Origin of the sequence: Longispora albida DSM 44784, from assembly GCF_000379825.1 — a bacterium.
Lineage (GTDB): Bacteria > Actinomycetota > Actinomycetes > Mycobacteriales > Micromonosporaceae > Longispora > Longispora albida.
Map to the genome: position 1 here is coordinate 96,635 of NZ_KB903813.1, position 24,377 is coordinate 121,011.

20 protein-coding genes are annotated in these 24,377 nt (G+C 65.0%); 9 read left to right on the forward strand and 11 right to left on the reverse strand.

From position 1 onward, the window contains the following. The first annotated feature begins 392 nt into the window (after positions 1-392). Genes A3G1_RS0100420 through A3G1_RS39295 form a run of 6 tightly spaced genes read left to right on the forward strand, consistent with a single transcriptional unit; the run spans position 393 to position 6,380 of the window. The gene (locus A3G1_RS0100420) at positions 393-794 is read left to right on the forward strand and encodes a phosphopantetheine-binding protein (protein ID WP_245563412.1); all 402 of its coding nucleotides are present in this window, start codon (positions 393-395) and stop codon (positions 792-794) included. Continuing rightward, positions 791-2,017 (forward strand): beta-ketoacyl-[acyl-carrier-protein] synthase family protein, encoded by a 1,227-nt coding sequence (locus tag A3G1_RS0100425; RefSeq protein ID WP_018347478.1) that lies wholly within the window; start codon positions 791-793, stop codon positions 2,015-2,017. Before A3G1_RS0100420 ends, A3G1_RS0100425 begins: the two co-directional genes overlap by 4 nt. After that, positions 2,014-3,117 carry a beta-ketoacyl synthase N-terminal-like domain-containing protein gene (locus A3G1_RS0100430; RefSeq protein WP_026211658.1) on the forward strand — a complete coding sequence of 368 codons (1,104 nt, stop codon included), beginning with the start codon at positions 2,014-2,016 and terminating at the stop codon, positions 3,115-3,117. The genes A3G1_RS0100425 and A3G1_RS0100430 overlap by 4 nt, the downstream gene beginning before the upstream one ends. After that, positions 3,117-3,857, forward strand: coding sequence for a 3-oxoacyl-ACP reductase FabG (gene fabG / locus A3G1_RS0100435; RefSeq protein ID WP_018347480.1), 741 nt, complete (start codon positions 3,117-3,119; stop codon positions 3,855-3,857). Before A3G1_RS0100430 ends, fabG begins: the two co-directional genes overlap by 1 nt. Continuing rightward, positions 3,838-5,568, forward strand: a complete 1,731-nt coding sequence (locus tag A3G1_RS32435; protein WP_051110377.1) for a phytoene desaturase family protein — start codon at positions 3,838-3,840, stop codon at positions 5,566-5,568. The genes fabG and A3G1_RS32435 overlap by 20 nt, the downstream gene beginning before the upstream one ends. Before the next feature lie 2 nt (positions 5,569-5,570). Continuing rightward, the gene (locus A3G1_RS39295) at positions 5,571-6,380 is read left to right on the forward strand and encodes an SDR family oxidoreductase (RefSeq protein ID WP_157640798.1); all 810 of its coding nucleotides are present in this window, start codon (positions 5,571-5,573) and stop codon (positions 6,378-6,380) included. A gap of 18 nt (positions 6,381-6,398) precedes the next feature. On the opposite strand, the gene A3G1_RS40230 is transcribed toward A3G1_RS39295, so the two are convergent. The 7 genes from A3G1_RS40230 to A3G1_RS32445 form a co-directional block, all read right to left on the reverse strand. Further along, positions 6,399-6,896 (reverse strand): hypothetical protein, encoded by a 498-nt coding sequence (locus A3G1_RS40230; protein WP_157640800.1) that lies wholly within the window; start codon positions 6,894-6,896, stop codon positions 6,399-6,401. Next, entirely contained in the window at positions 6,893-7,696 is an 804-nt protein-coding gene (locus A3G1_RS0100455; RefSeq protein ID WP_018347484.1) for a hypothetical protein, read from the reverse strand. The genes A3G1_RS40230 and A3G1_RS0100455 overlap by 4 nt, the downstream gene beginning before the upstream one ends. Positions 7,697-7,712: 16 nt before the next feature. Further along, the gene (locus A3G1_RS0100460; RefSeq protein ID WP_018347485.1) at positions 7,713-8,036 is read right to left on the reverse strand and encodes a hypothetical protein; all 324 of its coding nucleotides are present in this window, start codon (positions 8,034-8,036) and stop codon (positions 7,713-7,715) included. Positions 8,037-8,043: 7 nt separating this feature from the next. Next, positions 8,044-8,748 (reverse strand): hypothetical protein, encoded by a 705-nt coding sequence (locus A3G1_RS40235; protein ID WP_157640802.1) that lies wholly within the window; start codon positions 8,746-8,748, stop codon positions 8,044-8,046. 20 nt (positions 8,749-8,768) lie between these two features. Next, positions 8,769-9,935, reverse strand: coding sequence for a S8 family serine peptidase (locus tag A3G1_RS39300; RefSeq protein ID WP_083936668.1), 1,167 nt, complete (start codon positions 9,933-9,935; stop codon positions 8,769-8,771). Between the two features lie 1,403 nt (positions 9,936-11,338). Then, a complete protein-coding gene (locus A3G1_RS0100470; RefSeq protein WP_018347487.1) occupies positions 11,339-11,704 on the reverse strand; it encodes a hypothetical protein in 366 nt (121 codons plus the stop codon). 139 nt (positions 11,705-11,843) lie between these two features. Next, positions 11,844-13,541, reverse strand: a complete 1,698-nt coding sequence (locus tag A3G1_RS32445; RefSeq protein ID WP_157640804.1) for a DUF885 domain-containing protein — start codon at positions 13,539-13,541, stop codon at positions 11,844-11,846. A 537-nt stretch (positions 13,542-14,078) separates the two neighbouring features. Here A3G1_RS32445 and A3G1_RS32455 point away from each other — a divergent pair. Continuing rightward, positions 14,079-16,958, forward strand: coding sequence for an AfsR/SARP family transcriptional regulator (locus A3G1_RS32455; RefSeq protein ID WP_083936671.1), 2,880 nt, complete (start codon positions 14,079-14,081; stop codon positions 16,956-16,958). Between the two features lie 103 nt (positions 16,959-17,061). On the opposite strand, the gene A3G1_RS0100485 is transcribed toward A3G1_RS32455, so the two are convergent. Genes A3G1_RS0100485 through A3G1_RS0100495 form a run of 3 tightly spaced genes read right to left on the reverse strand, consistent with a single transcriptional unit; the run spans position 17,062 to position 20,343 of the window. Then, positions 17,062-18,327, reverse strand: a complete 1,266-nt coding sequence (locus tag A3G1_RS0100485; RefSeq protein WP_157640806.1) for an MFS transporter — start codon at positions 18,325-18,327, stop codon at positions 17,062-17,064. Then, complete coding sequence (locus tag A3G1_RS0100490) at positions 18,317-19,255, reverse strand: lysophospholipid acyltransferase family protein (RefSeq protein ID WP_018347493.1); 939 nt, start codon at positions 19,253-19,255, stop codon at positions 18,317-18,319. Before A3G1_RS0100490 ends, A3G1_RS0100485 begins: the two co-directional genes overlap by 11 nt. A gap of 5 nt (positions 19,256-19,260) precedes the next feature. After that, entirely contained in the window at positions 19,261-20,343 is a 1,083-nt protein-coding gene (locus tag A3G1_RS0100495) for a HesA/MoeB/ThiF family protein (RefSeq protein ID WP_157640808.1), read from the reverse strand. A gap of 1,171 nt (positions 20,344-21,514) precedes the next feature. Between A3G1_RS0100495 and A3G1_RS0100510 the strand changes: the two genes are divergently transcribed. Together A3G1_RS0100510 and A3G1_RS32460 are read left to right on the forward strand one after the other, a co-directional pair. Beyond that, positions 21,515-21,856 (forward strand): hypothetical protein, encoded by a 342-nt coding sequence (locus A3G1_RS0100510; protein WP_018347497.1) that lies wholly within the window; start codon positions 21,515-21,517, stop codon positions 21,854-21,856. A 14-nt stretch (positions 21,857-21,870) separates the two neighbouring features. Beyond that, positions 21,871-22,335: a hypothetical protein gene (locus A3G1_RS32460; RefSeq protein ID WP_018347498.1), complete on the forward strand. Its 465-nt coding sequence runs from the start codon at positions 21,871-21,873 to the stop codon at positions 22,333-22,335. A gap of 477 nt (positions 22,336-22,812) precedes the next feature. Here the strand turns inward: A3G1_RS32460 and A3G1_RS0100520 are convergent, their stop codons facing one another. Further along, entirely contained in the window at positions 22,813-24,336 is a 1,524-nt protein-coding gene (locus A3G1_RS0100520; protein ID WP_018347499.1) for a tyrosine-type recombinase/integrase, read from the reverse strand. Between the last annotated feature and the right edge of the window lie 41 nt (positions 24,337-24,377).

Sequence of the window (24,377 nt, forward strand, 5' to 3'; positions counted from 1 at the left end):
TTCTGCAATGGTCAGGCCGTGCAGCTGCTTGCTGCTCGTGGCCGCACCTTCTGCCAGGCGAACCGCCAGAAGCATCGCTGTCCGCAGGGCACCGGCGAACCACGATGATGCCCAGACACAGTTCACGGCGATGGACGGTGGGCATCACCCTTCCGTCGCCCCGCTGGTACTGCTCTGGTCCTGGAGGCTACTTCCACCTGCTGTGGCTAGCCCCCAGCCCCGATCCTCAACCTCGGGCCAGACCTGCCGCCGCAGCCCCTGCGGTGGCGGGACGGGTGGGGCTGCAAGGGGAGCGGCAGCTCGGCGGGCCGTCCACCTGACCCGCCGCAAGTTTTAGCCGGTGGCCATCGGACATTCTAACCACATCCTCTCCGTACATTACGGAGCCAATCTTGACTAAACGGCTGCTGTTTGCGAGCGAGTCCGGGGAGAGGCTGCACGGCTCCGGCTTCACGGTGAGTCTCTGGTCAGGACTCGCTGGAAGGCTGAACCGGTCACGGCGGCATTTGTACCGGAGGATGACAGTGGATAACACCAGCGACCGCGCTGCCCAGCTGTGCAAGGTCAGGGCAATCGTGTGCGAGATCCTTGAACTCGATGAGGATGAGGTCACGCCTACCAGCCACTTCAAGGATGAGCACGGCGCCGATTCCCTGAACGCCATCGAAATCCTGGCCCGGCTGGAAAAGGAGTTCGATATCGTCATTGGCCAGTCGAGTATCGCCAGGATGGTGAACCTGCAGGGGGTCAACGAAGTAGTCACCGAGGCGGTTTCCCAGGTGCGGATGCGATGAGCGTGCAGCACCGGGTCGTCCTTACTGGATTTGGCGTGCTCTCAAGCATTGGGCAGGGTGTCGCCGAATTCGCAGATGGACTGCGTCTTGGCCGTAGCGGGTCAGGGCCGATCACGGCTTTCGACACTGCTGGCTTTGAGCGCACCAATGGGTGTGAGGTCGCTGGGTTTGAGGCGGCGCGGTGGATTCAGCATGTTCCCGCCGAACAGCTCGGCCGGGCCGCTCAGTTTTCCGTCGCGGCTGCCAGGATGGCGATCCAGGATGCAGGCCTGACTGAAGACGCGCTCAGGGAGCCGCTGGGGCTGATATCGATTGGTACGACAGACGGCGAGTCCGCAGATCTGGAGTTCCTGGTTGAGCAGGACGTCCGCGGCGGGCCGTGGGCAATGGACCGGGTTCGGGCGGCCCGAGTGTCAGCTGGGCGGCTTTCTCTGGAGGTCGCCCAAGAGCTCGGGCTGTCTCGCGTTGAGGTTCCGACGATTGGGACGGCCTGTGCTGCGGGAAACTATGCCGTCGGGTACGGATTCGATGCCGTCCGCAGTGGGGAGGTCTCGTACGCGATCTGCGGCGGTGCCGATGCTATGAGCCGCAAGACGTTTCTCGGTTTCTACCGGCTGGGCACTATATCCCCTGATGTTCCCCGGCCGTTCGATGTCGGCCGGGAAGGCATCCTGACTGGTGAAGGTGCCGGGGCCATGGTGATGGAGACCCTGGAATCTGCTCTGAACAGAGGTGCACGGATCTATGCCGAAGTACTTGGTTACGCGCTCAACTGCGATGCGCATCACCCAGTCGCGCCCGATGAGGCCAGCATCGCCCGATGCATACAGCTCGCGTTGAAAGACGCCAACGTCAAGCCCAGCGAAGTCGACCTGATCTCTGCGCATGGGACTGGGACCAAGGCCAACGATGTTACTGAGGTTCGGGCGATCCGCTCTGTCTTCGGTGCTGACACACCGCGGACGGTCTCGTTGAAGTCCATGCTCGGGCACACTATGGGAGCGGCCTCGGCGCTGGCGACCATCGCGTCAGCATTAGCTATTACGCATGGGTTCATCCCGCCAACGATCAACCATCGTGAGACCGATCCCGAGTGTCCGATCGACTGCGTTCCAAACATCGCTGTGCCTGCGGATCTGCGGATAGTGCAGAACAATGGCCTGGCGTTCGGCGGCAACAACGCGATTCTCGTTCTCGGTCGTTATGAGGGGAAACCGCGATGACTGCTGGATATGGCAATTCTGAACGAGTGGTCATTACTGCTTGGTCTGCGATATCGCCGTTCGGGATCGGCCGCTCGCCCTTCTTGGATGGCCTGCGATCGGGCCGTCCAGTAGACGCGCCTCTGGACTCCGGAGATTGGCCGCAGGTTCCTTACTCACGCGCGTGCCTTGTTCCCGGATTCGTGCCCCGGGAGGTTCTCCAGCGCAAGGGCACACGCACTATGGACCGGATGACCGCCCTGGCGGTCGCCACGGTCGGCCAGGTTCTCCAGGAGGATCTCGCTCCGGTGCCCGGACAGGACACTGGCGTAGTTCTCGCTGTAACGAACGGGAGCGTGGAGTCCGTGATGGACTTCGTCCGGACCTCACTCACCGCGCGAAGCCCGCTTCACGTCAATCCGGGGATGGCACCTCGAGGAGTCATGAACTACGCGGCAGGGCAGTGCGCGATCTGGTACCAGCTCACCGGCCCGAACGCGACGATCGCAGGTGGCCGCACAGGTGGTCTGCTCGGACTCAACTACGCCCGGCGATTGCTTACCCGTGGACGGGCCAAGCGCGTGCTCTGCGGTGCGGCGGAGGAGTTCTCGTACGGCCGATCCTGGGTCGAGTTCCACAGCCGCGACGACCATACGCTCCTGCTTGGCGAGGGTGCTGCTGTCCTGTCTCTCGAGTCAGCGGCCACAGGCGGTCCGGAACTGGCCGAGATCCTTGCGGTCGAATCCCGTGTGGCCGTCAGCGGCGACTTCGCGACAGCAGTTGACACGAGTGTGGAAGCTGTTCTAGCCAGGTGCGGGATCAGGCCTGCGGATGTCTGGTCGGTAACCACGTGTGGCAGCCGCATCCCGGCCGTCACCGACATCCTCAACGCCAAGTTCACGCCCGCCGCACTTGCCGCCGTTCCTTCTGCTGACATCCTCGGCGACACTGGCGCCGTGTCTGGGGTTTTCCAGATCGCCGCCGTGCTGGCGACAGCAGAACAGAGTCCGGCAGACCTGGATCGCATCGCACTGGTTGTCGCCGTAGAGCGCGATGGAACGATTGCTTGCGTCGCCCTGCGGCTCCCTGGCTCCTCGACGGACTCCGGGCAGGCATCGTGATGGGAAGCAAGCGGGTAGCGCTCGTCAGCGGTGGCTCGCGTGGCATCGGTCGGGCGGCGGTACTGAGCCTCGCCGAGGCAGGATATGCCGTCAGCTTCTGCTACCGGTCCGATGCTGAGGCCGCACACTCACTGGTCGACATGATCAGGGCTCGGGGCCAGGAGGTACTCAGCGAGCAGGTCGATGTCACGGACGGACAGGCTGTTCACCGCTGGGTGTCCCGGACAGAACGAGAGCTCGGGCCAATCGATGCCGCAGTGATCTCCGCCGGCATCACACGCGACGGCCCGCTGGTCAGCATGAGCGATAGCGACTGGAACCAGGCCATCGCCACGAACCTCGGCGGTGCCTTCCATGTCAGCCGGGCGGCGATCTTCCCCATGTTGAAGCGTCGCAGCGGATCTATCACCGCAATCGCATCCGTCGCAGGCATGTACGGCAACGCCGGTCAGGTCAACTACTCCGCAGCCAAGGCCGGGCTGATCGGGTTCTGCCGGGCGCTGGCCAAGGAGGTCGGCCCGTATGGCGTCCGGGTGAACGTGGTGGTCCCGGGCTTCATCGACACCGACATGACCTCCGTACTTTCCGACCGGGTCCGGAAGGAGGCCGTTGACCACATCGCCCTGGGGCGCTTCGGCACGGCGGAAGAGGCAGCAGACCTTGTGGCGTACCTGGCCTCCGACAAGGCCACATACGTCACAGGCGCTGTCATGGAGGTGCATGGTGCGATCTCCATCTGACACCAGCGACCAGCGCTGGGACGCCATTGTTGTCGGGTCCGGGATGGGCGGCCTGGTGTGCGCCGCCTACTTGGCCGTCAGCGGTCTTCGCGTCCTTGTCACTGAACAGCACACCATTGCCGGGGGTAACAGCCATGTGTTCCGGCGGCACCGCCGGTACCAGTTCGATGTCGGCGTTCACTACATCGGCGACTGCGGGCCTGACGGCATGGTGACCTCGATCCTCCGTGGCCTGGGTCTGGAAGACCGGGTACGTTTTACCGAATTCAACCCGGATGGGTTCGACCGCATCGTCGTCCCCGGCGCGACCCTCGACGTTCCGACCGGCTGGACGCGATACCTAGCACGCCTGCAGGAAGCACTCCCAGCCGAACAAGGCCTTCCTGCGTTCGTGGAGATCTGCCGGGCTGTCTCCGGCATCGCGTACGATTCGCTCTCCAAACCTGAGTCTCTGCCGGATCTGGTCCGTGCTCGCACCTCGGAGCTGGCCTGGTCGCGCTGTACTCTTGCGGACCTCTTCGAACACTGCAGTCTTTCGCCAACGGCACGAGCGGTACTGGCTGCACAGTCGGCGAACTACGGCGCGTTCCCATCAGCAACTGCCGTTTCAACGCACGCCCGGATGCTCGATCACTACCTCCGGGGCACCTACTACCCCGTGGGCGGCGGACAGTCCATTGTGGCTGGTCTTGTCGAGGTGATCGAGGCACACGGCGGGCAGCTGCGCACAGGTACCCAGGTCGAGAAGATATTGGTGTCCGCAGGCGGCGTGTCCGGGGTCCGCGCCACGGACGGCAGTATCGAAAGCGCGCCGATCATCATCTCCAACGCCGACTACCGCAGGACTGTCCTGGAACTTATCGAACCAGAGCACCTGCCACCCAGTGTTATCGACAAGGCCCGAGCAGCAACCATGAGCCTGCCGATGGCGGTCACGTACGTAGCGCTCGACACTCAGCTTCCACAGCAGCTGGGCAACAACCTCTGGTGGCACGGCACCTGCGATACAGAAGCTGCCTACGACCGATGGAGCGCAGGTCGCACAGGTGACCTGCCCTTCGTTCTTGTTTCGTGCTCGTCAGGAAAGGACTCGGGTTCGTCCGCTGTTTGTCCCCCGGGCCAGACCATCCTTCAGCTCATGACGCTGTGTCCAGGTGACGACAGCCGGTGGAGCAGCGGCAGCGCCCTCACAACCGCCCGCCAGTACCGGCGCGATCCCGACTACGCCGTGTTCAAGAGCAACCTCACCGACTCGATGCTGTGTGCCGCGGAGGAGGCCATCGGCCCGTTCCGCAGCCACATAGTGCACCTCGAAACCGCCACGCCTCTCACTCACACGCGCTACACGCTGTCCAGCGGCGGCACCCCATATGGCCTGTTGAAGTGGGGCAACAGCATCACTGCACGTCCGGACATGCGGGGACCGATCTCCGGACTGCACTTCGTCGGGCAGAGCACCCGGACAGGCAGCGGGATCGGCGGTGTGATGGCGGGTGCCGTGTTGTGCGCGGGCCAGATTCTCGACACTGGCCTTCTCCGTGAAGTTTGCAGCGGACGGGTACTCGGAAGCCCCGGCATTCTTCCCGAGCGCCCACCCGGATGGGACCCCATGACCACTTCACGAGGATTCGGCCGGTACACGGCGCGGCCACAGACCCTGCATCGCGCATCCGAAGTACATCCTGCGACCACAATGAAGGTGGCCAGCTGAAGATGAAGAGATCTGATCGGCCCAAGCGGGCAGCCTTGATCACCGGAGCGTCTCGTGGTGTCGGCGCTGCCACCGCTCAGCTCCTCGCCGAGCGTGGTTTCGACATCGGAGCCGGCTATCGCAACAAGGAGCGGCGAGCGCTTCGTGTTTGCTCCGATCTTGCAAGACTGGGCGCACGTGGTGTTCCGCTGCAGGCCGACCTGACATCAGCCGCCGACGTCGACCGAATGTTCAGGACCTACGACTCGGCCTTCGATTCGCTGGACCTTCTTGTCCTCAATGCTTCCGGGGGTCTCGAACAGCACCACGACTCGCAGTACCCCCTGCGCGTCAACCGCGACGCCCAGCTCGCTGTTCTTGAGGCCGCCGCAGGCCGGATGCAACCCGGTGGCCGCATCCTCTACGTCACGAGTCACCTAGCCCACGACTACGGACGGACGCCTATGCCACCGGCATACGAGCCAGTGGCTCGGGCAAAACGCGCTGGTGAGGACGCGCTCAGAGAGCGCATCCCGGATCTACAGCACCGCGGCCTGCGTCTGTTCGTCATCTCCGGCGGACTCATCGCCGACACTGTTACCAGCAGGCTCCTCGAGTATCAGCTGAAGGGAATCACCGCAGCGCACCTGGCCGCAGCGGGCGAGTTGCTCACGATCGGCGCATTCGCCGAAGCAATAGCCAGCTGCGCGGACCTTGAGGCCGAATCAGGCCACACAGTGTACGCCGGTGCCCGCGAGTATGGCCCCGCCGCTGAGATTCTCGGGATACCAGATCCCCGCGCAGCTTCCCGCAAGGGCACGGCCACAACCTAAACCTGGCAGATGCACAAGTCAGCGCGGGTTGACAGTGAAGCCCCACCGCGCTGCGATCCGCAGGGGTGCTGTAGCTGTGCGGGATGCCACCACGATGATGGCGGACATCCACAGGGCTTGCAGGAGCAGCATTGGCATCGTCCCGCTCATCTGACCGAGGATCACCGCGCCGATTGCCACCACCACGGCCAGGCCGAAGGGAACATACCTCCAAGCCAGGCTGAAAGCTGTGGAAGAGGCAAGCCGGGATGGATCATCGGGCCACGACGCCAGGGCTCGCCGTACGAGAATCCCAAGTATCACCACCGTGGCGTGCGCGAGGAATGCGCAGGTACAGAAGAGCAGGAACAGCCAGGTGAACGCAGCTTTAGGCGCTTCCGGGTTCAGAGATCCGCCCGTTCCGGAAGCTACACAACTCGCAGCGATGACCAGAAGCACTGGGATGCTGGCAAGGAGTCCCGTAATCACGGCAATCTGATGCCTGACGGCTGCGACGGGGTAGCGCTCGGTGTTCATGCTGTTTTGATGTGCCAGTCGGTGGCGTCGCCGTCGGAGAGGCTGCCGTCCGACATGCTGCCGGTTGCCGAGGCCGGCCATTTGCCTCCGGGGAACGCCTCGTTGTCGGCGAGGCGCTGGGCGAGGTCTTTACACTGGGTGATCAGCGTTGAGATCACGGTGATCGCGCCAGCGATGAGTGCCGACCAGAGAGCGATCGTCTGAACCGTCGCGCCACCCGCCGCAGTAACACCTGCGGGAGCGCCGATGACGGTTGCCGTTGCGACAGCTGCTGCCTCGAGCTCAACGACGTAGGCGATGAGAGCGACGGCAGATCCGATCCAGAATCCGGCGATGCACATCGCCGCCGTCCACAACGCGTCGTCGATCTCGTCGGCCGCCTCCTTGATCGAGGTCAGGGCCTTGGCCTGCGCCTCGAGGGTGTCGGCGTAGGCGGTCGCCGCCATGCCTTCCCACACGTCGTCGATCTTCGTCTGGTCTTTGCCTGCCTTCCCGGCTAGGGAACTGGCTTTGGCTCCGACCTTGGCAGTCCAGTCCTGACCTGCGGAATACATCGCCGGTGGCCATCCCGGAGAACCGATGAGCTCGGCTATGAGACGGAAGAACTTCTTGACCAGCCCGGTGAAGTTGGTGGTCAGTGCCCGCAGGTCCTTAGTCATGGAAGCTGGCAGGACCTGGGCGATGGAGTTGATGTTGGCGCTGATGGAAACGGTCGTGTCGCTGACGCGGCCGAGTAGCCGCTGGACCTGCTGGAGGGTCTGCTCGAACTCTGATCGGCTGATGCCTGCGTGCTTGCCCACGGCTGATCGGCTCCGTTCACCAGGTCTCGTTCAGTGCGTGGACGTTGTTGTTCTCGTCATTCTCGTACGCCGTGGCGGATGTGGTCAGCGCCGCGGCGATGTTGTCGAGATTTGCCGCACCATCGTTCAGCAAGGCGACCATCTTGCGCTGGAGATCCTGATAGGCGTCCGTAAGCCCGCACAAATCCGATAGCGACGACATCTCGAAGGTATCGAGAAACAGGTCACTGGCGGCTTGCTTTGCGCCGCGGAGGGTCGTGGCGGCATCCTTCCACGTAGCGGCGTCGGCTCGCAGAGCCTCGATGGCGACCTTGATCTTCGCTTTGTCCGGTGGCGGCATGGTCGCTCTACCCTCTCAGGCCCAGTGCACGAGTCAGCGCCGCAGGGTCAGAGGCCAGGAAGATCAGGGCATCCAGGGCTGGAAGCGGCTGTGTGTGGCTCAGTGGGCGGACAGGCCCCGCTGGAAACACGGTGCGTGCTTCAGCGGCGATCTGCGCTGAGTGAGCCTTTGCTGCCCACTGGCCATCAAGGCGCAGGGCGATCACTTCGCCATTGCTGACCGTGGCGGTGACGTGCCCGTCCCTGGAGCTGACGGTGGATGGCTGGGCAGTGCGCTCCCGGGCTGCCTGCAGCGCCTGTTCCAGCTCGGTTTCGGCGTGCTGAACGAGGTCAGCCAGCGACCGAAGGGTTTCGGGCTCTGGTCCTGGGGCTGTTTCGGTGGGACGGGAACGGGACACTCTGGGCTGCGAGGCCGGGTTAGCGGAGCCGCGTTCGCTGACGTTCCAGCTCCAGGAAGCGATCCGGTGAAGGTGAGCGGCGGTCACCGCGCTGAGAATGGCACCTGCGAGCCCGTGCGGACTGTGTTGCTGCCGCCAGGTGGGAGTGATCGCCAGGCCGGCTATGCCTCCCTCAGCGTTGACCCGGGCGGTAACGGTCTCGGTCTCATCTGCACCTTCGAAGACTGTGCCCGCCGGCCAGTCCGTGCTGACCTGTGCCAGGAGCCGTTCTGCGTCTTGGCGGAGCTGGTCGAGCTCACCGATCAGCTCGTCCATACGTGCTGCGTGCACTGCTACTACCTCCCCGTGTGAACCTTGCGCCGTTTGCGCATGAAGATCGCCAGCGCGCCGCCAGCTAGCACCATGAGCGCTCCTGCCGCGATTGCTGCGGCCATAAGGGCCGGTGACTGTTCATTGCCGCCGCCTCTTGCAGCGTCGCTGCTGCTAGCAGGCCCCCCAGGCTCCCTGGCGGAGGCAGGCGCCGAAGGAGCTGGTGACGCTGCGGATGGAAGAAGCGGGTGGGTAGCAGCGGATGCCACGTCTGCCGTCAGCGCACGTACGGGGTTGACCAAGCCGTACCCGAATGAAGGATCTCTGCCAGGTTCGCCCTTGTCATCGGCTGTCTTGATCAGGCGGTTGATCACATTGGCCGCGTCGAGGCTTGGGAATTTCGCCCAGACCAGCGCCAGTACACCGGAGGTGATAGCTGCCGCATCGCTGGTACCCGCAGTGATCGAGTACCGGCCTCCGGGTTCGGCACCTGCGATCTCTGCCGCCGGGGCTGCTGCGACTACTTCACGGCCCCGGCCTGACTTCGGCCACAAGGAGCCGTCGCGGCCGGTGCCAGCGACGGCCACCACGCCCGGGTACATCGCCGGTGCCTCTACCGGGCCGCCGTCGTTTCCGGCTGCGGCCACCACGATGATGCCCTTGCCTATCGCGTACTCCACGGCGCTGCGAACTGCTGAAAGGTCAGCACCGCCAGCCGAGATATTGATGATCTTTGCGCCGTGGTCTGCGGCCCACCGGATGCCGTCACCGGTTCCCCGGCTACCGCCCGATGATCCCTGATCGCGGATAGGAAGGATGCGCGCGCCCGGTGCTACGCCGATCACGCCGTCGCCTCCGCCAGGTCCATGTCCCCTGGCCGCAATCGCTGACGCCATCGCCGTACCGTGACCCGCCGTGTCGGAGCGACCGTCACCAGCACTGCCTAGATCTGTCCCCGGCAGCACGCTTCCCGCCAGGTCCGGGTGGGCAGCATCGACGCCTGAGTCAACGACCGCGACGATGATCCCCTCTCCCCGGCTGATCTTGTGAGCCTCGGTAAGCCTCAGCGCCGAAACATGCCACTGACGGTCGCGAATGCTGTCCGCGAGGGCTGAACTAGGCACAGTCACGGAGGCAATCAGCCCCGCCGCAACAGCAGCCGCTCGCCAGGCCCGCGAGAATTCAGGACGCATGAGGCGGGCCGATCCTGATGCCGCTGGCTGCTGACCAGCGGGCCAGTTCGCTGGGGGTCATGCCCCGAACCTCATCCTCGCCGTCACGCCGGACGGCTCCCGGCTCGCCTGGTGGCAGTTCCCACCCGTCATCGAACGGATCATCACTGGGGACCTCGCTGTTCGATATGATCCCCGCCCCAGCATCAGGCACATCACCTTCCATCGGCGGGTCGTCGCTGGCCCACAGGTAGGACAGCGGGTCGGCCTCGTCGGCACTGATCTGACGGCCGCCAAGGACAGCCGGTGCTGCGGGCACCTCAACATTGAGCCAGTCAGCCTCGGTCCGGATTCCAGCTCGCCGCCGCGCGAGGTCATCGTTTCGTGGCACTGGCGAGGCTGGCATCGGCAGCATTCCGCCGGCTGGGCCTGCGATCGGCGTGGTACCTCTCCCACCGGGGACCCCTCCCGCAGCGCCAGGCCTGCCACCGCCACCGGGCACACCGCTATCTGTCATCCCAGGCATGCTGCCGCTTGTCGCACCCGGCATACCTCCTGTCAGCGGACCGGGCACAGTCCCAGTTCCGGGTGCGCTGACGGTGCCACCCAGCAAGCCGCTGCCCTCGGGAGCCGGGCCTCCAGTTTCGCCCGGCAGGCGCGGACCTCCCTCGACCGGAGGCCGTACCGGTGGCATCGGGGGTGCCGGGGGCATCGGGGGCGCCGGATCAGCACCATGACCGGGTGGCCGTGGCGGCTCGCCCCCGCCGCTTGGAGGCTGCGGCCCGGGACCAGAAGGCGGCGAGCCTGCGGCTGGAGGCGGCGAACCCATCGGCGGGGGCGGCTGGAACCCACCTGGTACTGGTACTCCGCCTGAACTGGAAGTGGCGGTGGTGCCGCTGCCGCCGAAGGATTCAGCCGGAAGCCGGACAGTACCTTCGCCGTCGAGTGGCGCGCTGGCGTCGAGGAGCCGGGGCAGTACTGGGCTCAGCAGCCGTGTCTGGCTGACCTGATACTCGCCGTCCAGCGATGACAGCAATCCCTGAGCGAGTTCTGCCTTTTCCTTCACCGGCACGGTACGTGCCTCGATCGCCTCAAGTTTGGACTGAGCACCGGCGAGTGCTGCTGCGGCACTCGTCATCGTCTCGTAATTGTGCGCATAGGCGGCGGCTTCGCTTTCCAGCGCCGCCGCGTGACTGTTGAGCGCGCCAGCCACAGAGATGCCCCGCTGGTCACGCCACACCAGTCCCAGGCGTCCCGCCTGGGTCCGGATCGCGCCAGCTCGCTCATACAGAGCCTGCGCCATGCTCAGCCACGCACTGGCGTTCTCCCGCAGATGTTCGGGATCATCCGCGCGGATCATCATGCTGATCTGCGCCAGCAGCGCCCGGTCGTCCAGGGCGTCGTCATGAAATGCCATCAGCGCATCACCACGGCCGCTGAGTCCGGTCGATCACGTCAGCCGACGACGTATCCGCTCCGCCAATCTGCCCAAGTTCAGCCCTGGCGCTTTCGATCACGCGCTCAAGGCCGCGAGAGAAAGCCTCGGCGACCTTGCCCGCATCGGCCAGCCCCGGATTACACCGGCCAGCAAGCTCCAGCGCGGACGTCAGCCCCGAAGCGCCGCGGAACTTACGGCCCTCAGCATCGAAGCGCCTGTTCCTCTTGCCCGTCTGCTCATCAACCACTCTGGACACCGTCATCAGCCCCGGCAGCCGGTCGAACTCGCCCAGCAGCTCCAGGACCGCAGCCGGATCAACACTGATATCGCCGCGCCCGCCGCTTCCCGTCATAACATGCCTCCCCGGCGCGAGCACACGATGCGTGCCCACAGCGCTGCTCACTGTATGAGGAACGTTCAACATGGACAACCGGCCACAACCACGCCTCCGCAGCACAGCCAGGCCTGACAGCCTGCGGCCGATGCCGCGCTTAGCGAATGTCCTCGATCCATGTGGTGATGATTTCGTCGAGGGTGTCCAGTGGTACTGAGCCGTGTCCGAGTACCTGGTGGTGGAATTCGGCCAGGTCGAACTTTGGCCCCAGTTCCTCGGCAGCGCGTGCGCGGAGGTCCTGGATACGCAGCTGGCCCAGCATGTAGCCGAGTGCCTGCGCTGGCATGGAGATGTAGCGGTCGACCTCGGCCTCGATGTTGATCTGGGACTGTGCGGTGTTGTCCCGCATGAAGACGATGGCCTGGTCTCTGGACCAGCCGTAGTGATGGAGCCCGGTGTCGACCACCAGCCGGCAGGCGCGGACAGCAGCCTCGGACAGCATGCCGATCCGGGCGGATTCGGAACTGTAGAGGCCCATCTCGTCTGCCAGCCGTTCGGCGTAGAGGCCCCAGCCTTCCGCGTGCGCCACCGACCGGCGGAACCGCCGGAAGTTCGGCAGGTCGGCTTCAGCGCCGAGTACCGCCTGGAGGTGGTGGCCGGGCACGGCCTCGTGGAACGCGAGTGACTCGAGCGTTGCGGTGGATCGCTGCTGCGGCTCGTGAGTGTTCACCAGCAGCACGCCTGGGCGGCTGCCGTCGGCAGCAGGCCAGATGTAGGCACCGGCCGGGCCGCCACGCGCCTGGTGCGGGCTCATCTCCCGGATCTCGCATGCGGGCACGGCATAGTCGCGGAACCAGCCAGTTACAGCTTCCCGCGCACGCTCGCAGGCATCCGTCACGTAGCTGACGATGTGCTCCGCCGAGGTGAAACGAAGCTCAGGGGCATCACGCAACCGGGACAGGACATCAGCTACGTCGCCCGTGCCGAACGCTGCGGCACCAGCCGCAGCGATCTCCGACTTGAGCTCGCCGAGAGCATCGAGGCCGATGCGGTGGATCTCTTCCGCGGTCAGGTCTGTCGTGGTGTACAGGCGAACCAGCGCCTGGTACCCGTCGCGCCCGCCCGGCACATACCGCAGCCCGACGTGCTCGTCGTCCCGGGCACCCGGCAGGAGCACCTCGGCCCAGACCTTGCCCAGCCGGCGGAGCGCCGGATGCACAACGCTGCCGAGGATGACCTGCGCCCGCCCTCTCCACTCTCCAGTGTCGACGCCCTCCGGGGGAACGGGACGCAGCAGCGGGTCAGCATCCCAGCCTCCGGCCAGGTAGCCCTCCAGCTGAGCCAGCGCCTGGCGCACCCCGGAAGCCGTCGGGAACTTCCCGTCAGCCGCGCTCTCCTGGTACCGCTCGGCGAGCAGGTCGTAGTAGGTGCCGAGGGCTTCGAGCCGCTTCAGATAGGACTCTGCTCCCGCCGCATCACGCAACGGCGCGTTCGGCATCAGGTGGAAGAGCATCGACAGGTCGCCGCTAACACTGCCGGAGACAGCCACCTCGTGCATCTCGGCCGCCAGCCACGCCTGCTCGTCCTTCAGACGCACCGCCATGATCGACCACGTCACGCGGTGCTGCCCTGCCAGCTCCGCCGGATCAATCGCGTGGAGCCTTGCCTCCAGCGCTGCCAGCTCAGCGACCTGACCGCGCCGCGCTGCGCGAGATGGATCGCCGACACCCCCGTCAAAACCGGGCAGGCCGAGGGAATGAGCAAACAGCGGGCTATGGACCAGGAAGCACTGAAAGTACTCCTCAGCCAGCGCGGCCAGCAGCACATCGGCGTTGTGCTCTTGTGAATCCCTCATGCCAGGAAACATACCCAGACACCCCAAACTCGGGAAGATGGTAAGAAGATCGCGGCTGGCGGCACCCTGCCCCGTCAAGTTGGGCGGGGTGCCGCAGGCCGGGGCGTTCAGTTTCGCGGGATCGAGACGGCCGCTTAGATCCAGATGCAGTCAGGATCGCAGGTGTGATTCGGCGTGGAGGACGCGGCGACTGGCACGGTGGGCGCCTGCTGGGGTACCGCGCCCGGGGTGACCGCGCCAAGCGTCAGTGCCAGTAGTGCACAAAGGGCAAAAATCCGGCGCTTCATGGTAACTCTCCCTTTGGTGTGGTGGGACCGGTCGGGGCCGTAGTGAAGCCACTTTCACCCGAAAACGACGCTACCGACAGGCGCTAACCAAACCCTCACCACTGGGACCGCAGGCCGGAACACTGCCGCCGATCAGGACCGGCCGCCGACGCAAACCTGACTGAGCCAGGTCTATCCACTCCAGAAGCCTCGTACTAGGTTAGCTGAGGCTGGCATCGATGGAAGGCAGCGAAAAGCGGGGGAATGGCGCGTGGTGGAGTTCAATGTACTGGGGCCAGTGGAGGTGTGGCACGAAGGCACGTCGCTGCGCTTCTCGCGGCGGCAGCAGCGGCTGATTGTTGGCATTCTGGCCCTCCAAGCCAACAATGTCGTTTCCCGCGAGCGGCTCATCGATCTGCTGTGGACCGACCAGCCTCCTCCGCAGGCTCGCGCCGTCGTGCACAGCCGGGTCTCTGAGATCCGCGGAGTCCTCGCCGACGCACTCGATTGTCACCCCGACGTGCAGCTGCTGACGCGAGGCAATGCGTACCTTCTGGAGGTCCCGCCGGAACTCGTTGACGTTCACCGGTTCAGAACCTCAGCCGCGAGATGGCGGAACGCGGAGTCAGATGACGAAGCACGCAAAATCTTGAGGCAAGCACTCGGATTATGGCGTGGCCCGGTCCTCGGCGGAGGGCTATCCGAGGAAACCTATGCGGCACTGGCTCAGGGATCCGAGGCAGCACGGCTCACCGCTGCCGAGGACCTGTTCGATGTCGAGCTTCGCCTGGCGAACCATGTCCAGGTCGTGGACGAGATCACGGAACTAGCAGCTGCGAACCCTACTCGTGAGCGGTTAGCTGCCCAGATGATGCTCGCGATGCATCGCTCGGGACGCACAGCTGATGCGCTCCTGGCGTATGACAGGTACCGCCGATGGTTGAGCGATCATCTCGGAGTCGATCCGGGCCAGGACATCCAGAGCCTGTACATGGCAATGCTGGACAACGAGTCGGCCCTGTTAGTACATCCTTCTCCGGTGCCCGGGCCAGCCGCCGGGCAGGTGACTGACCTGGCAGCTGGCGGCGCGGAGCTACTGCCAGCTGATTCCGGGGAGCGGTTCCATATTTCCGTACCCCGGATTCTGCCGCCTGGGATCGCTGACTTCACCGGCCGTGACACGGAGCTGGCGGAGGCGCGAAACCTGCTTACTAGTCCGCGGCGTACCGGCAGCCCCATTCTGGCCATCACAGGGCAGGCTGGCATCGGGAAAACGGCCTTCACCATCAAAGTCGCGCACGAGGTCCGGGAACACTTCCCTGATGGGCAGCTCTACATGGACCTCCGTGGGTTCGATAGCAGCGACCCAGCTTCCCCGCACGAGGCACTCGGCCGGTTCCTCCGGGTCCTGGGGGTGGACGGCGACGCAGTTCCCTCCTCGCTCGAGGATCGCATCGACCTGTATCGGGACCTGCTGGATTCCCGGAAGGTCCTCGTTGTCCTGGACAATGCCCGAAGCGATGACCAGGTCGCCCCTCTGGTCCCCGGGGGCGATGCGTGCGGTGTCCTCGTCAGCAGCCGGGCACGGCTGGGGTCCACCTTGGGGGCCAAGGTGATGAATCTGGATGTCCTAGACCCCGCTCAGTCACTTGCTCTTCTCTCGCGTATAGCCGGCCCGTCGCGGATAGCAAGCGAGGCAGGGGAAACCGAAGCTCTCATCAGCCAGTGCGGCCAGCTTCCCCTAGCGCTGCGGATCGTCGGCGCGAAGCTGGCGGCCAAGCCCCACTGGAGCGTCGCACGGCTGGTGGCGCTGCTCAATGACGGTCAACGGCAGCTTGACCTGCTCTCTCATGAGCATCTCGATGTGCGCGCCAGCATTGCGCTCAGCTATGAGGGGCTACGCCCAGACGTGCAGCGCCTGCTCCGCGGCCTCGGTGACATGGACAGCGCGGAGGTAACGGTCTGGGCGTCATCGGCGCTGCTCGGCGTTCGCAGTGAGGTAGCCGAGGACCTACTTGAGGAGCTTTTCGACGCTCAGCTTGTTGGGGTGGCCGGTTGTGACGCGACAGGCCATGCCCGCTACCGGATACACGACCTGGTACGCGCCTTCGCACTTGAACGGGCAGCCGTCGAGGATGACCTGCGGACGCTGGAAGAGGGTCGCATCCGAGTTCTGGGTGCCTGGCTGCATGTGGCCACAGCCGCGTACCGATCTATTCAGGGTGGCGACTACCAGAACATCAGAAGCGACGCACCCCGCTGGCCCGTCGAGGACGTTCTTGTGAACGCTCTGGTTGCGGAGCCATTTCGCTGGATCGAGGTGGAACGGCAGACCTTGGTCGCCCTGGCACGGCGAGCAGCGAGCGATGGTCACGCGACCGCCTGCTGGGAGCTGGCTTCGACGCTGACGCCTCTGCTTCACATGCGTCGTCACTATGACGAATGGCAGGCGATTCTCAGGTCAGCGCTGGACGCGGTGTCCCGCGCAGGTGACAATCGCGGCCGTGCCGCTCTGCTTTACCGGTCCGGCATGATCCATACGGATCATCAGGAGTTCGACCAGGCCTGGGCCGCCTTCCAGGAAGCAGCGGCGATCTTCGAAGAGGCCGGTGACAGGCATGGCTGGGCAACCGCGACCGTCTTCACCGCGATGGTGGACCGGCAGCGAGGAGAAAGCGACACCGCTCTGAGCCGCTACGAGAGCACTCTGCCGATACTTCGAGATTCCGGTGATATGGGTGGTCTTGCTTTTGCCCTCCGCAGCATCGGCCAGATCCACCTCTCCCGGCAGGAGTACGAGCTAGCCGACGACCACTTCGGGCAGGCAAAGACTCTTTATCAAGAGGCTGGCTCTGAGTACGGGCTCGCGACGGCCGAGTTCTGGCAGGGCATGCTGCGCGTGCGGCAAGAGGTTGCCGGCGAAGCACTCACCCTGTTCGAACGCGTCCTGAACAGGTGCAGGAAGCTAGGAGACCGGCCTGGTCAGGCCCAGTCGCTCCGGGGACTCGGCATCTGGCATCGCCGGTTCGGCGACAGCCAACAGGGAATGGCCCTCCTGCAGGAGGCGCTGAGCATCATCAAACAACCGCGCCCCACTGTGCTGGAAGCCCATATCCGGCAGACGATCGCTGACTTCAGCCAGCCCCAATGAGCTGCGGCCCGCACTTAGGTACACTGCCGGGCTTCCACTTCCCCTGCAGCCGCCAGCAAAGTCGTTCATTGGCGGCAGCTAGGGGATCAGCGCAGCGGAGCTATCACACCGCCGGCGGTGCCAGTTCCGGTTTCGGATCCTCGCTTCTGGAGGCGATGCGTGCCACAGGCCAGGCCGCTCCCAGGTATGCGGCAGCCGTTGCTCCCAGCGCTATCCACAGAGGAACAGCTTCCAGCGCGGCGCCGAAGGTCAGATTGCCCAGGGGAAGGGCGACCGAGACAGCCGCCATGATCGCACCGAGCACCCGGCCCCGAACATGAGGCACTGTGTTTTCGTTGACGATCTGGATCATGATCGGCAGGAACGGCCCCTGGGCGATGCCCGCCAGCATCATGCCGATCAGGGCAGCGGGTATTCCTGGCGCTGCGGCAAGCAGCAAGTAGGCGCATCCAGTAGCTGTCAGGCAACCGGCCAGAACCCACCGGATAGACAACCTGGGCAGGAAAAGCGTGTACAGCACGAGCCCAGCCAGGGATCCGGCCGTGTAAATTCCCACCACCCAGGCAAGAACAGTCGATGGCGCGCCGACACGGCTGAGGTACACGGGCGCGATGACACTGATGCGCGGAGCGTCGAACGCGCTCAGCACGAAGGCGGTGATGGTCATCAGCCGGACGGCCCGGATGCTCCACACCGCCTGCAGACCCTCTGCAAGATCGCGCATGTACGAGCTCGACGCCTGCTGGCCCGACATTGAGGGACGAGCACCCGCCACGCCCAGTATGAGGGCGGCCGAGATGACGAAGCTGGCTACGTCGAGCCAGATAACAGCGGTATTCCCCAGGCTGGCCAGGAGTGCGACCGCTAGCGGACCGCCGATGACCATGCCCAGCCGGGGAAAGATCCAGTACACCGAGCCCGCTCTGGCCTGACCCACTCCAGCTGTGGTCGCGGCAGCACCCAGAAGCATCTGTCTGCAGGTCAGGCCCGGCGAGGCGGCAAGTGCAGCAGCGGCACCGACAACCGCCAGAGTCCAGATCTCCATCTCGCCTAGCGAGGCAGTGATCGGGATGGCCGCGAGTACCGCCCCGGCAAGAAGACTTGACCAGATGGCCATCCTGCGGGGACCAACACGATCGATCAAGGGGCCGGACAGGAACATCCCCACCACGACAGCTGCGGTCTCGGCTGCACTGACTACACCAAGAGCCAGGGGCGAGCGGGTAACGGACAAGACAATCAGCGGTATCGCGACCAGCGTCATGGTGCTGCCGATCATGTTCACCAGCGCTGATGCGAGTAGCAGCAAGAACGGTCCTCTGCGGACCGCCGTTTCGCTGGCGAGAGGCTGGCTCTGATCAAGAGTCACTGGTCACCGTCATCGTCGATGTAAGCATCGGCCAGCACCACCATAGATGGGGATCAGAGAGAATGGTCTGCTCCAACCAGGAGAAAATCTTCAGGGACGCTGCCCGAGGATCATCTGCCACGGCATCGCTCTTCAGCGGCGGCTGGATGTCGAACACGACTTCGCGCCGACCTACCAGGCGTGTCGCAATCGGCAAGATGTCTACCGAGGCGAGACGGGCCAACCTTGCCGGGCCAGTCGGAATCCACGCCTCACGGCCGAGGAAGGGAGCACGAAGACTGCCCGCATTGCCCGACGTGCCCATCGAGAACTCCGGGTACATGATGACGGGCGTTCCGGCGTGCAGCGCCCTGGCCAGAGCAGGCAGTGTGGCTGGGTCCTTGACCTTGCGCGGCGTGAACTGCGTACTCAGGACCGGGGCGGTTGCGCGGAACACTGACGAGATGTCATCGAAACCGCCGTCATTGGCAAGGACGGTTGGGTGTGCGCCTCGTGAGGCCACGAACAGGGGCACGGCCTGGAACAGGCCAACGTGCGGGGTCACGATGACCACCCCGTCACCTGAAGCGAGCGCGGCGTCCAGGTGGTGAGCGCCTTCAACCCCAACCGTCAGCCCGCAGCGCTCTTTCCGTTCCAGCTGGGCCATCAGCGCATAGAGTTGCGCGTTTCCCGTAATCCTGAAGCGAGCCCATTCTGCGGCAATCTGCTCGGCCGTACTGGAAAGCTGAGGGACAGACTTCACGATGTCATGTACCGACACAGCATTTCGGTTGATCCTGTGCGCAACCGTGTTCCGGATCTCCCAATCATTGAGGGTTTCGAACATGCTAAGGACATCATCTAGCGGGAGATGCTGGTACAGGAGCTCGAACAGCCTGGCGTTAGAGGTGACCATGTCCATGTCGGTGACGCTGTCTTCTACCAGCACGGCACTTATCCCTTCTCGGCGGTGGCACAGCCACGACAACATTGGACGCGCTCGAACGTCCGCCACTGGATGGTGAGGGTCTGCGCGTCGAGTTCCCCAACGCGGTTCGCTAGAAGTGGCTCTCCAAGTCCGCCGAGGACCCGGAGCGCATCCCATGCCTGCAAGTTCGCAATGACAGCAGCCATCGGAGAAAAGGCACCCGCCCTGCGCCTGTCGCCCGCTATGTGTTCAAGCTGGTACCTGGGCTGTTCGTAGTAGGAGGCCTTATAGCACTCCCAGCAGGCGGTGGCTCCAGGAACGATTGTCGTGCCCACGAACCCGATGTGACCTGTATAGCCGCCGCCTGCGACGAAGGGAATACCCTGCGGCATGCAGGCTGCCGAGACCCAGTCCGTCGTCATATGAACGCTTGGTTCGTCGCTGCAGTTGATGACAAGGTCGGAACCAGAAAAGATGCCAGGCCCAGTTTCGGCGGAGAACGTCTCCAGGGCGACATCCACCCTGACCCTGCCGCCCGTCAGCGTCTGGATCTTATCGCGTACAACCAACGCTTTAGGCTGCCCGATGTCGGCCGGGCCGTACAACACCTGTCGCGAGAGATTGCCCGCAGATACTGTGTCTGGGTCAATCACGAGCACCTGGCCGACCCCCGTCATGGCCAGGGACTGGATGACCCACGATCCCATGCCACCCGCGCCAATCACTGTGACTTTGCCCTGACGCAGCCTCGACTGTACGGACCGTGCGGCAGCTGCTGTCCCGGCAAAGTCACGGAAGAAGCTGACCTGCTTCTCGTACACCGCCGTCTCGACATCCCCTGCAGGGGGGACTTCCGCGCGGGCCGCGACGTCAAGTGCATCTTCGGCCTCAAGGGTGTCCAAGATGGCTTCGAGACGGCTGGCCGTGAAGTCAGGATGCTTGACCTGGACGCCTTGCAAGACATCTTCCCAAGGCCGGGAGTCACCAAGTAACCTGACCGCTTCCAGCGCTTCGCCCTCTACCTCGTAGAGACAATGACGCCCGGTGCTGAGAAAGACAATGTGAAGCAGGCCGTCGCTGTCTTGGCTTGCGGTTACTCCCGAGCGCAAGCCAACTACTGATCCAGCCCGGCTCATCCGAGGCCCCCGACGATCATTCTGATTCCCTCCGTCAGCCAATCTGGAACTCGGTATCGCCGACCACGACATGAAAGGGTGCGGCACCCACCTTCGGTGGATGCCGCACAGGCCCGCGCATTACGCGCAAGAACCGTCCTTGCTGTCGTGCCGGATAACGACGTCAGCGACCTTCTGCATGCCAAACACCTCCCCTCGGGTTACCTCAGAGGTTGAAGCGGGCAGCGAGCGCCGCTCAACACCGACTACGCGCACGAGCCACCCGAGCTCTCCTGGGCAATCACGATCTCCTTGACCTTGGTCATGGCACACCTCCTTCCTTGAATAGGAACCCATTTTCAGGGCTCTTTCAGCGGTCATACGGAGCACCGGGGAAGGTTTCCCGTTTCCCGCTAAGACCATGCTGCCCGCAGCGTCTCACCGCGACCTGACCGCAGGCTAACCACTACTGGTTCGCAGTGATTGCTAGAAGCCCAGTTCGCCAGCCTCTTGCCGGCGTCCTTTCGGAGAGTTCCGGGCCCCAGCGATAGTTTCTCGGCGATAGGGAAGGACCTGACCATCGGCGGGGCGGCCGGCGGATGTTAGCTGCTGGATGATGTTGTCGGGCGTGCTGCGGCGCTTCGCGTTGTTCCTGGAGGAGGGTGGGGCCTGCCGCACACCAGCACCGCGCTCGCTGAGAGCTGCATGCGGCTCACAGCCGCGATGTGCGCCACGGACGCCGACGCGACCGTGACGGCCGCCCACTACTGCATCGGCCATGACGTCCTACCGCCGATCGGCCGGATGGGGGATATGGGCCTGGCCATCGGAACGTGCCGCTGAGCCCCGAGAAGGGCATGCTGATCCTGGACGTGGTGGGCGACCGGATCATGTCCGTCGAGGTGCTCGATCGGGAGGCAATGCGCGACAGCCGCTAGAGCATCACCAGGCCGGCGATCATGGACCACGCTGGCGGATGGCGGGAAGTGCGTTGCCGGTCGCATCCGCCGGGCGGGAAGATCGCGTTGTGGATGTGGTGGCGCAGTGGGTGCGGACGTCGTGGACAAAGCGGTCCCGGGGCGGGGCGGGAGCGACACTTCGTAGCGCAGCGCCGGTGGGGTTTGCGCTGCCTGCGGCTGAGCGGCCAGCGGTCCATGAGGTGCTGATGGACGAGCGGGACGGCTTCGCGCCGCAGGAATCGCTGCGTGCTGGGGAGCCGGACCGGGCGGGTGTGCTGCTCAAGGAAGCCGGCGGCAGGCTGCGGGTGGAGCTGGTGGTCTCCCTGTTCGGGATGCCTCGGCGGTGGCGCCGGCCGCCGTCGGTATGGCTGGAGCGCGGCGAGTGGGTGCGGTGGCAGGTCAACTATCGCTTCTCGTGGCCCGCACTAGCAGGCGGTGCCTGGAGCTACCGGCTGGACACCCTCAACCTGGCGTTCGGGCCGGTAGGTGCGGCGGCCTTTCTTGGAAGCCCCGATCGGCTGGTCGATGAACGCGATCACCTGCGTTAGCCGGGAGCGGCTGCTTGATCCAGTGGCTGTGGCAGGGTGAGGGCGTGTGGTGTCTTGATCCGGTCAACAGCGGTGAGCTGATCGCTGAGCTGCGTCCTCACGCACGTGACTATGAGTTCGAGGTCGCCTGGGTGGGCGAGGGCTGGCGGCCTCTGGTGCGGGAGTGCCATCGCCGCCTGTCGGCGACGTTTCCGGAGTACGAACTGCAGGCGATCGAGCAGTCGGGGGGCGTGCTCGCCTTCCGTGCGGTTCCTCTGCAGCCAGTCATCGGCGAGGTGCGATGGTCGCCGCAGGAGGCTGACGAGCTAGACGCGATCGTGGAGGAGTTCCGGGCGCGTTCGGCGACGGTGTGTGAATGGTGCGGGGCCGGCGCGCGGCTACGCGGCTGGCGGACGATCGAGCTGACGTTGTGCGATGGCTGCGACGCCCGGTTCCCTGATCCTCCAAGGCCAGCTCTCAGCGGTATCACTTGCCGCTGAATAGCAAGACCGGCTGAGCCAGGAAAGTCCCAGCTCAGCCGTCTCTGCGAACCGGCAGATTAGCTACGGGGAACGGCGGCTGCTAGGGAAAGCCGGGCCCTTCAGCGTGGCCGGGGCTCAGCGGGGAAAAAGCTCAGGCGGTTCGAAGGCAGCGGGGGTGTCTACATTCCGCTGGCCATCCGGGGCGCGGGCGCGGGGGTCTGAACTGCGTATGAGTTCAAGTGCCGGCCAACGCGGATGGCGGCACTTTGATTCCGACTCTGTCCGCTAACGGCTGCTCCGAGTCAGTGGCGTCGCAGGGTGTGCGATGAGAACCACGCGCTTGCATGGGAGCGGGATTCCGGCATGACCTCCCATGAGTCAGCCTTCAGTACCTGTCCTCGGCCTGTGCGACGCGGATCAGTCAGATTGTCCCGCTGGCCGGGTGTGCAACCCGGACGGCCCGGCTCGCCGAAAGCGAGCCGGGCCGGGTCCTTGTCAGGCCGCGCGCCGCTGGCGGGGGATGAGTCTGGCGGTCTGCTCGGCGCGTTCGCGTTCGGTTTCCTGGAGGATGCTGGTGTAGATGTCGCCGGTGGTCGCTACGTTGGCGTGCCCGAGGAGTTCCTGGATCTCTTTCAGGTCAGCGCCGGCGGCCTTGGCGAACGTCGCCGCCGCATGGCGGCCGTCGTGGATGCCGACGGGTGGCAGGCCGGAGTCGCGCACGTAGCGGTCCCAGCGTTCGGAAACCAGGTCCGGGTTCCAGGCTCGCCCGTCGGGGCGGCGGAAGAACAGGTCCACGTTGGCGTGCTGGACCGTTCCGTCGGGGGAGGGGATCCGCATTCTGATGGTCTTCGGCCATGCGGGTCCGGCGGCGAGTTTCTGGGCGGAGCGCCGTACCCAGTAGGCCTGCAGGTCGGCGCAGGTTTCGGTGTCGAGGCCGAAGGTCCGGTCCCCTGCCTGGGTCTTGACTGGCTTGTAGACGAGTTCGCTTCCGGCGTGCAGCGCGATCTGGCAGGTGATGGTCGCGGTGCGCTCGGTACGGTGGTCGAGCTGGTCGCAGGTGATGCCGATCGCCTCTCCCCGGCGTGGCCCGCGCCGCAGGATGAGGGCGAACACCGGGTACAGCTCCGGATCCCTCACCTCGACGTAGTCGAGGAACTCCCCGGCCTGTGCCGGGGTCCACACCATCACCGAGCTGGGGATGTGCCCGGTCTCCTGCCACGCCTTGACCCTGGGCGCGGTCCAGACCCGCGCGACGGGTTTCTCGGCTGCGGGGAGTTCGACGTGGGCTGCGGGGTTGTGCTCGATGAGCCGGTCCTTGCGCATCGCGTCGTTGAGCGCGGTCCGCAGCGTCGCACGGATCCGGTGCATCGAGGTCGCCGCCACGGTCTTCTTCCCCCGCACGCTGGCCCGGATCATGGGGTCGGTGTGCTGGCGGGCGGCGGTGATCTCGGTGTTGCGTTTGACGATCGCGGCGAACATGGCCTGGATGTGCGCCCTGGAGAGTTTGTCCAGGGCGATGTCCCCGAGGTTGGGGAGGAAGTAGTTGCGGATGTGCCCTGCGTAGTTGATCTTCGTTTTCTCGTCGATCTGGCGTTCGCCGATCCACTGGGTGAGGTATTCGCCGACGGTGATGCTGATCGCGGCGGGTACTCCGGCGCGGAGGCGGCGGGCGATGGCGTTGCGGTCGGGGAGTGGCTGGCCGGGGCGTACTCCTTTGAGGAGGGTGGCGATCTCATCGAGGAGTGCGGGGTCGCCGCTGGCGAGGCGGAGCAGGTCACGGGCGTGGTCGCGTTCGTCGCGCGCGGCGTTCTTCGAGTTGTCGGTGGCGGCGGGTTCGCGTTTGAGCTGGCGGCGTTTGCCGAGGAGGGTTTTGGGGAGTTCGAGCTGGTAGGCCCAGCGGCCGTGCTGGGGGTGCCAGTTGCCGTCGGCGCGGCGCAGGTCGGGGCATTGGGCGCCGAGGCGTTTGCCGGCGGGGGTTTTGCAGGTGCACCACTTGAAGATGGAGCCTTCGGAAGCCATGAGGGGTTGTTCGCTTTCGGGTTGTGCGGGGTGCCCGCCGC

Excerpts from the sequence above, each read along its gene's own strand:
- A3G1_RS0100425 (WP_018347478.1), top strand. The coding sequence starts at position 791 with ATGAGCGTGCAGCACCGGGTCGTCCTTACTGGATTTGGCGTGCTCTCA.
- A3G1_RS0100430 (WP_026211658.1), top strand. The coding sequence starts at position 2,014 with ATGACTGCTGGATATGGCAATTCTGAACGAGTGGTCATTACTGCTTGG.
- fabG (WP_018347480.1), top strand. The coding sequence starts at position 3,117 with ATGGGAAGCAAGCGGGTAGCGCTCGTCAGCGGTGGCTCGCGTGGCATC.
- A3G1_RS32435 (WP_051110377.1), top strand. The coding sequence starts at position 3,838 with ATGGTGCGATCTCCATCTGACACCAGCGACCAGCGCTGGGACGCCATT.
- A3G1_RS39295 (WP_157640798.1), top strand. The coding sequence starts at position 5,571 with ATGAAGAGATCTGATCGGCCCAAGCGGGCAGCCTTGATCACCGGAGCG.
- A3G1_RS40230 (WP_157640800.1), bottom strand. The coding sequence starts at position 6,896 with ATGAACACCGAGCGCTACCCCGTCGCAGCCGTCAGGCATCAGATTGCC.
- A3G1_RS0100460 (WP_018347485.1), bottom strand. The coding sequence starts at position 8,036 with ATGCCGCCACCGGACAAAGCGAAGATCAAGGTCGCCATCGAGGCTCTG.
- A3G1_RS40235 (WP_157640802.1), bottom strand. The coding sequence starts at position 8,748 with ATGGACGAGCTGATCGGTGAGCTCGACCAGCTCCGCCAAGACGCAGAA.
- A3G1_RS39300 (WP_083936668.1), bottom strand. The coding sequence starts at position 9,935 with ATGCGTCCTGAATTCTCGCGGGCCTGGCGAGCGGCTGCTGTTGCGGCG.
- A3G1_RS0100470 (WP_018347487.1), bottom strand. The coding sequence starts at position 11,704 with ATGACGGGAAGCGGCGGGCGCGGCGATATCAGTGTTGATCCGGCTGCG.
- A3G1_RS32445 (WP_157640804.1), bottom strand. The coding sequence starts at position 13,541 with ATGAGGGATTCACAAGAGCACAACGCCGATGTGCTGCTGGCCGCGCTG.
- A3G1_RS0100510 (WP_018347497.1), top strand. The coding sequence starts at position 21,515 with ATGGACGAGCGGGACGGCTTCGCGCCGCAGGAATCGCTGCGTGCTGGG.
- A3G1_RS0100520 (WP_018347499.1), bottom strand. The coding sequence starts at position 24,336 with ATGGCTTCCGAAGGCTCCATCTTCAAGTGGTGCACCTGCAAAACCCCC.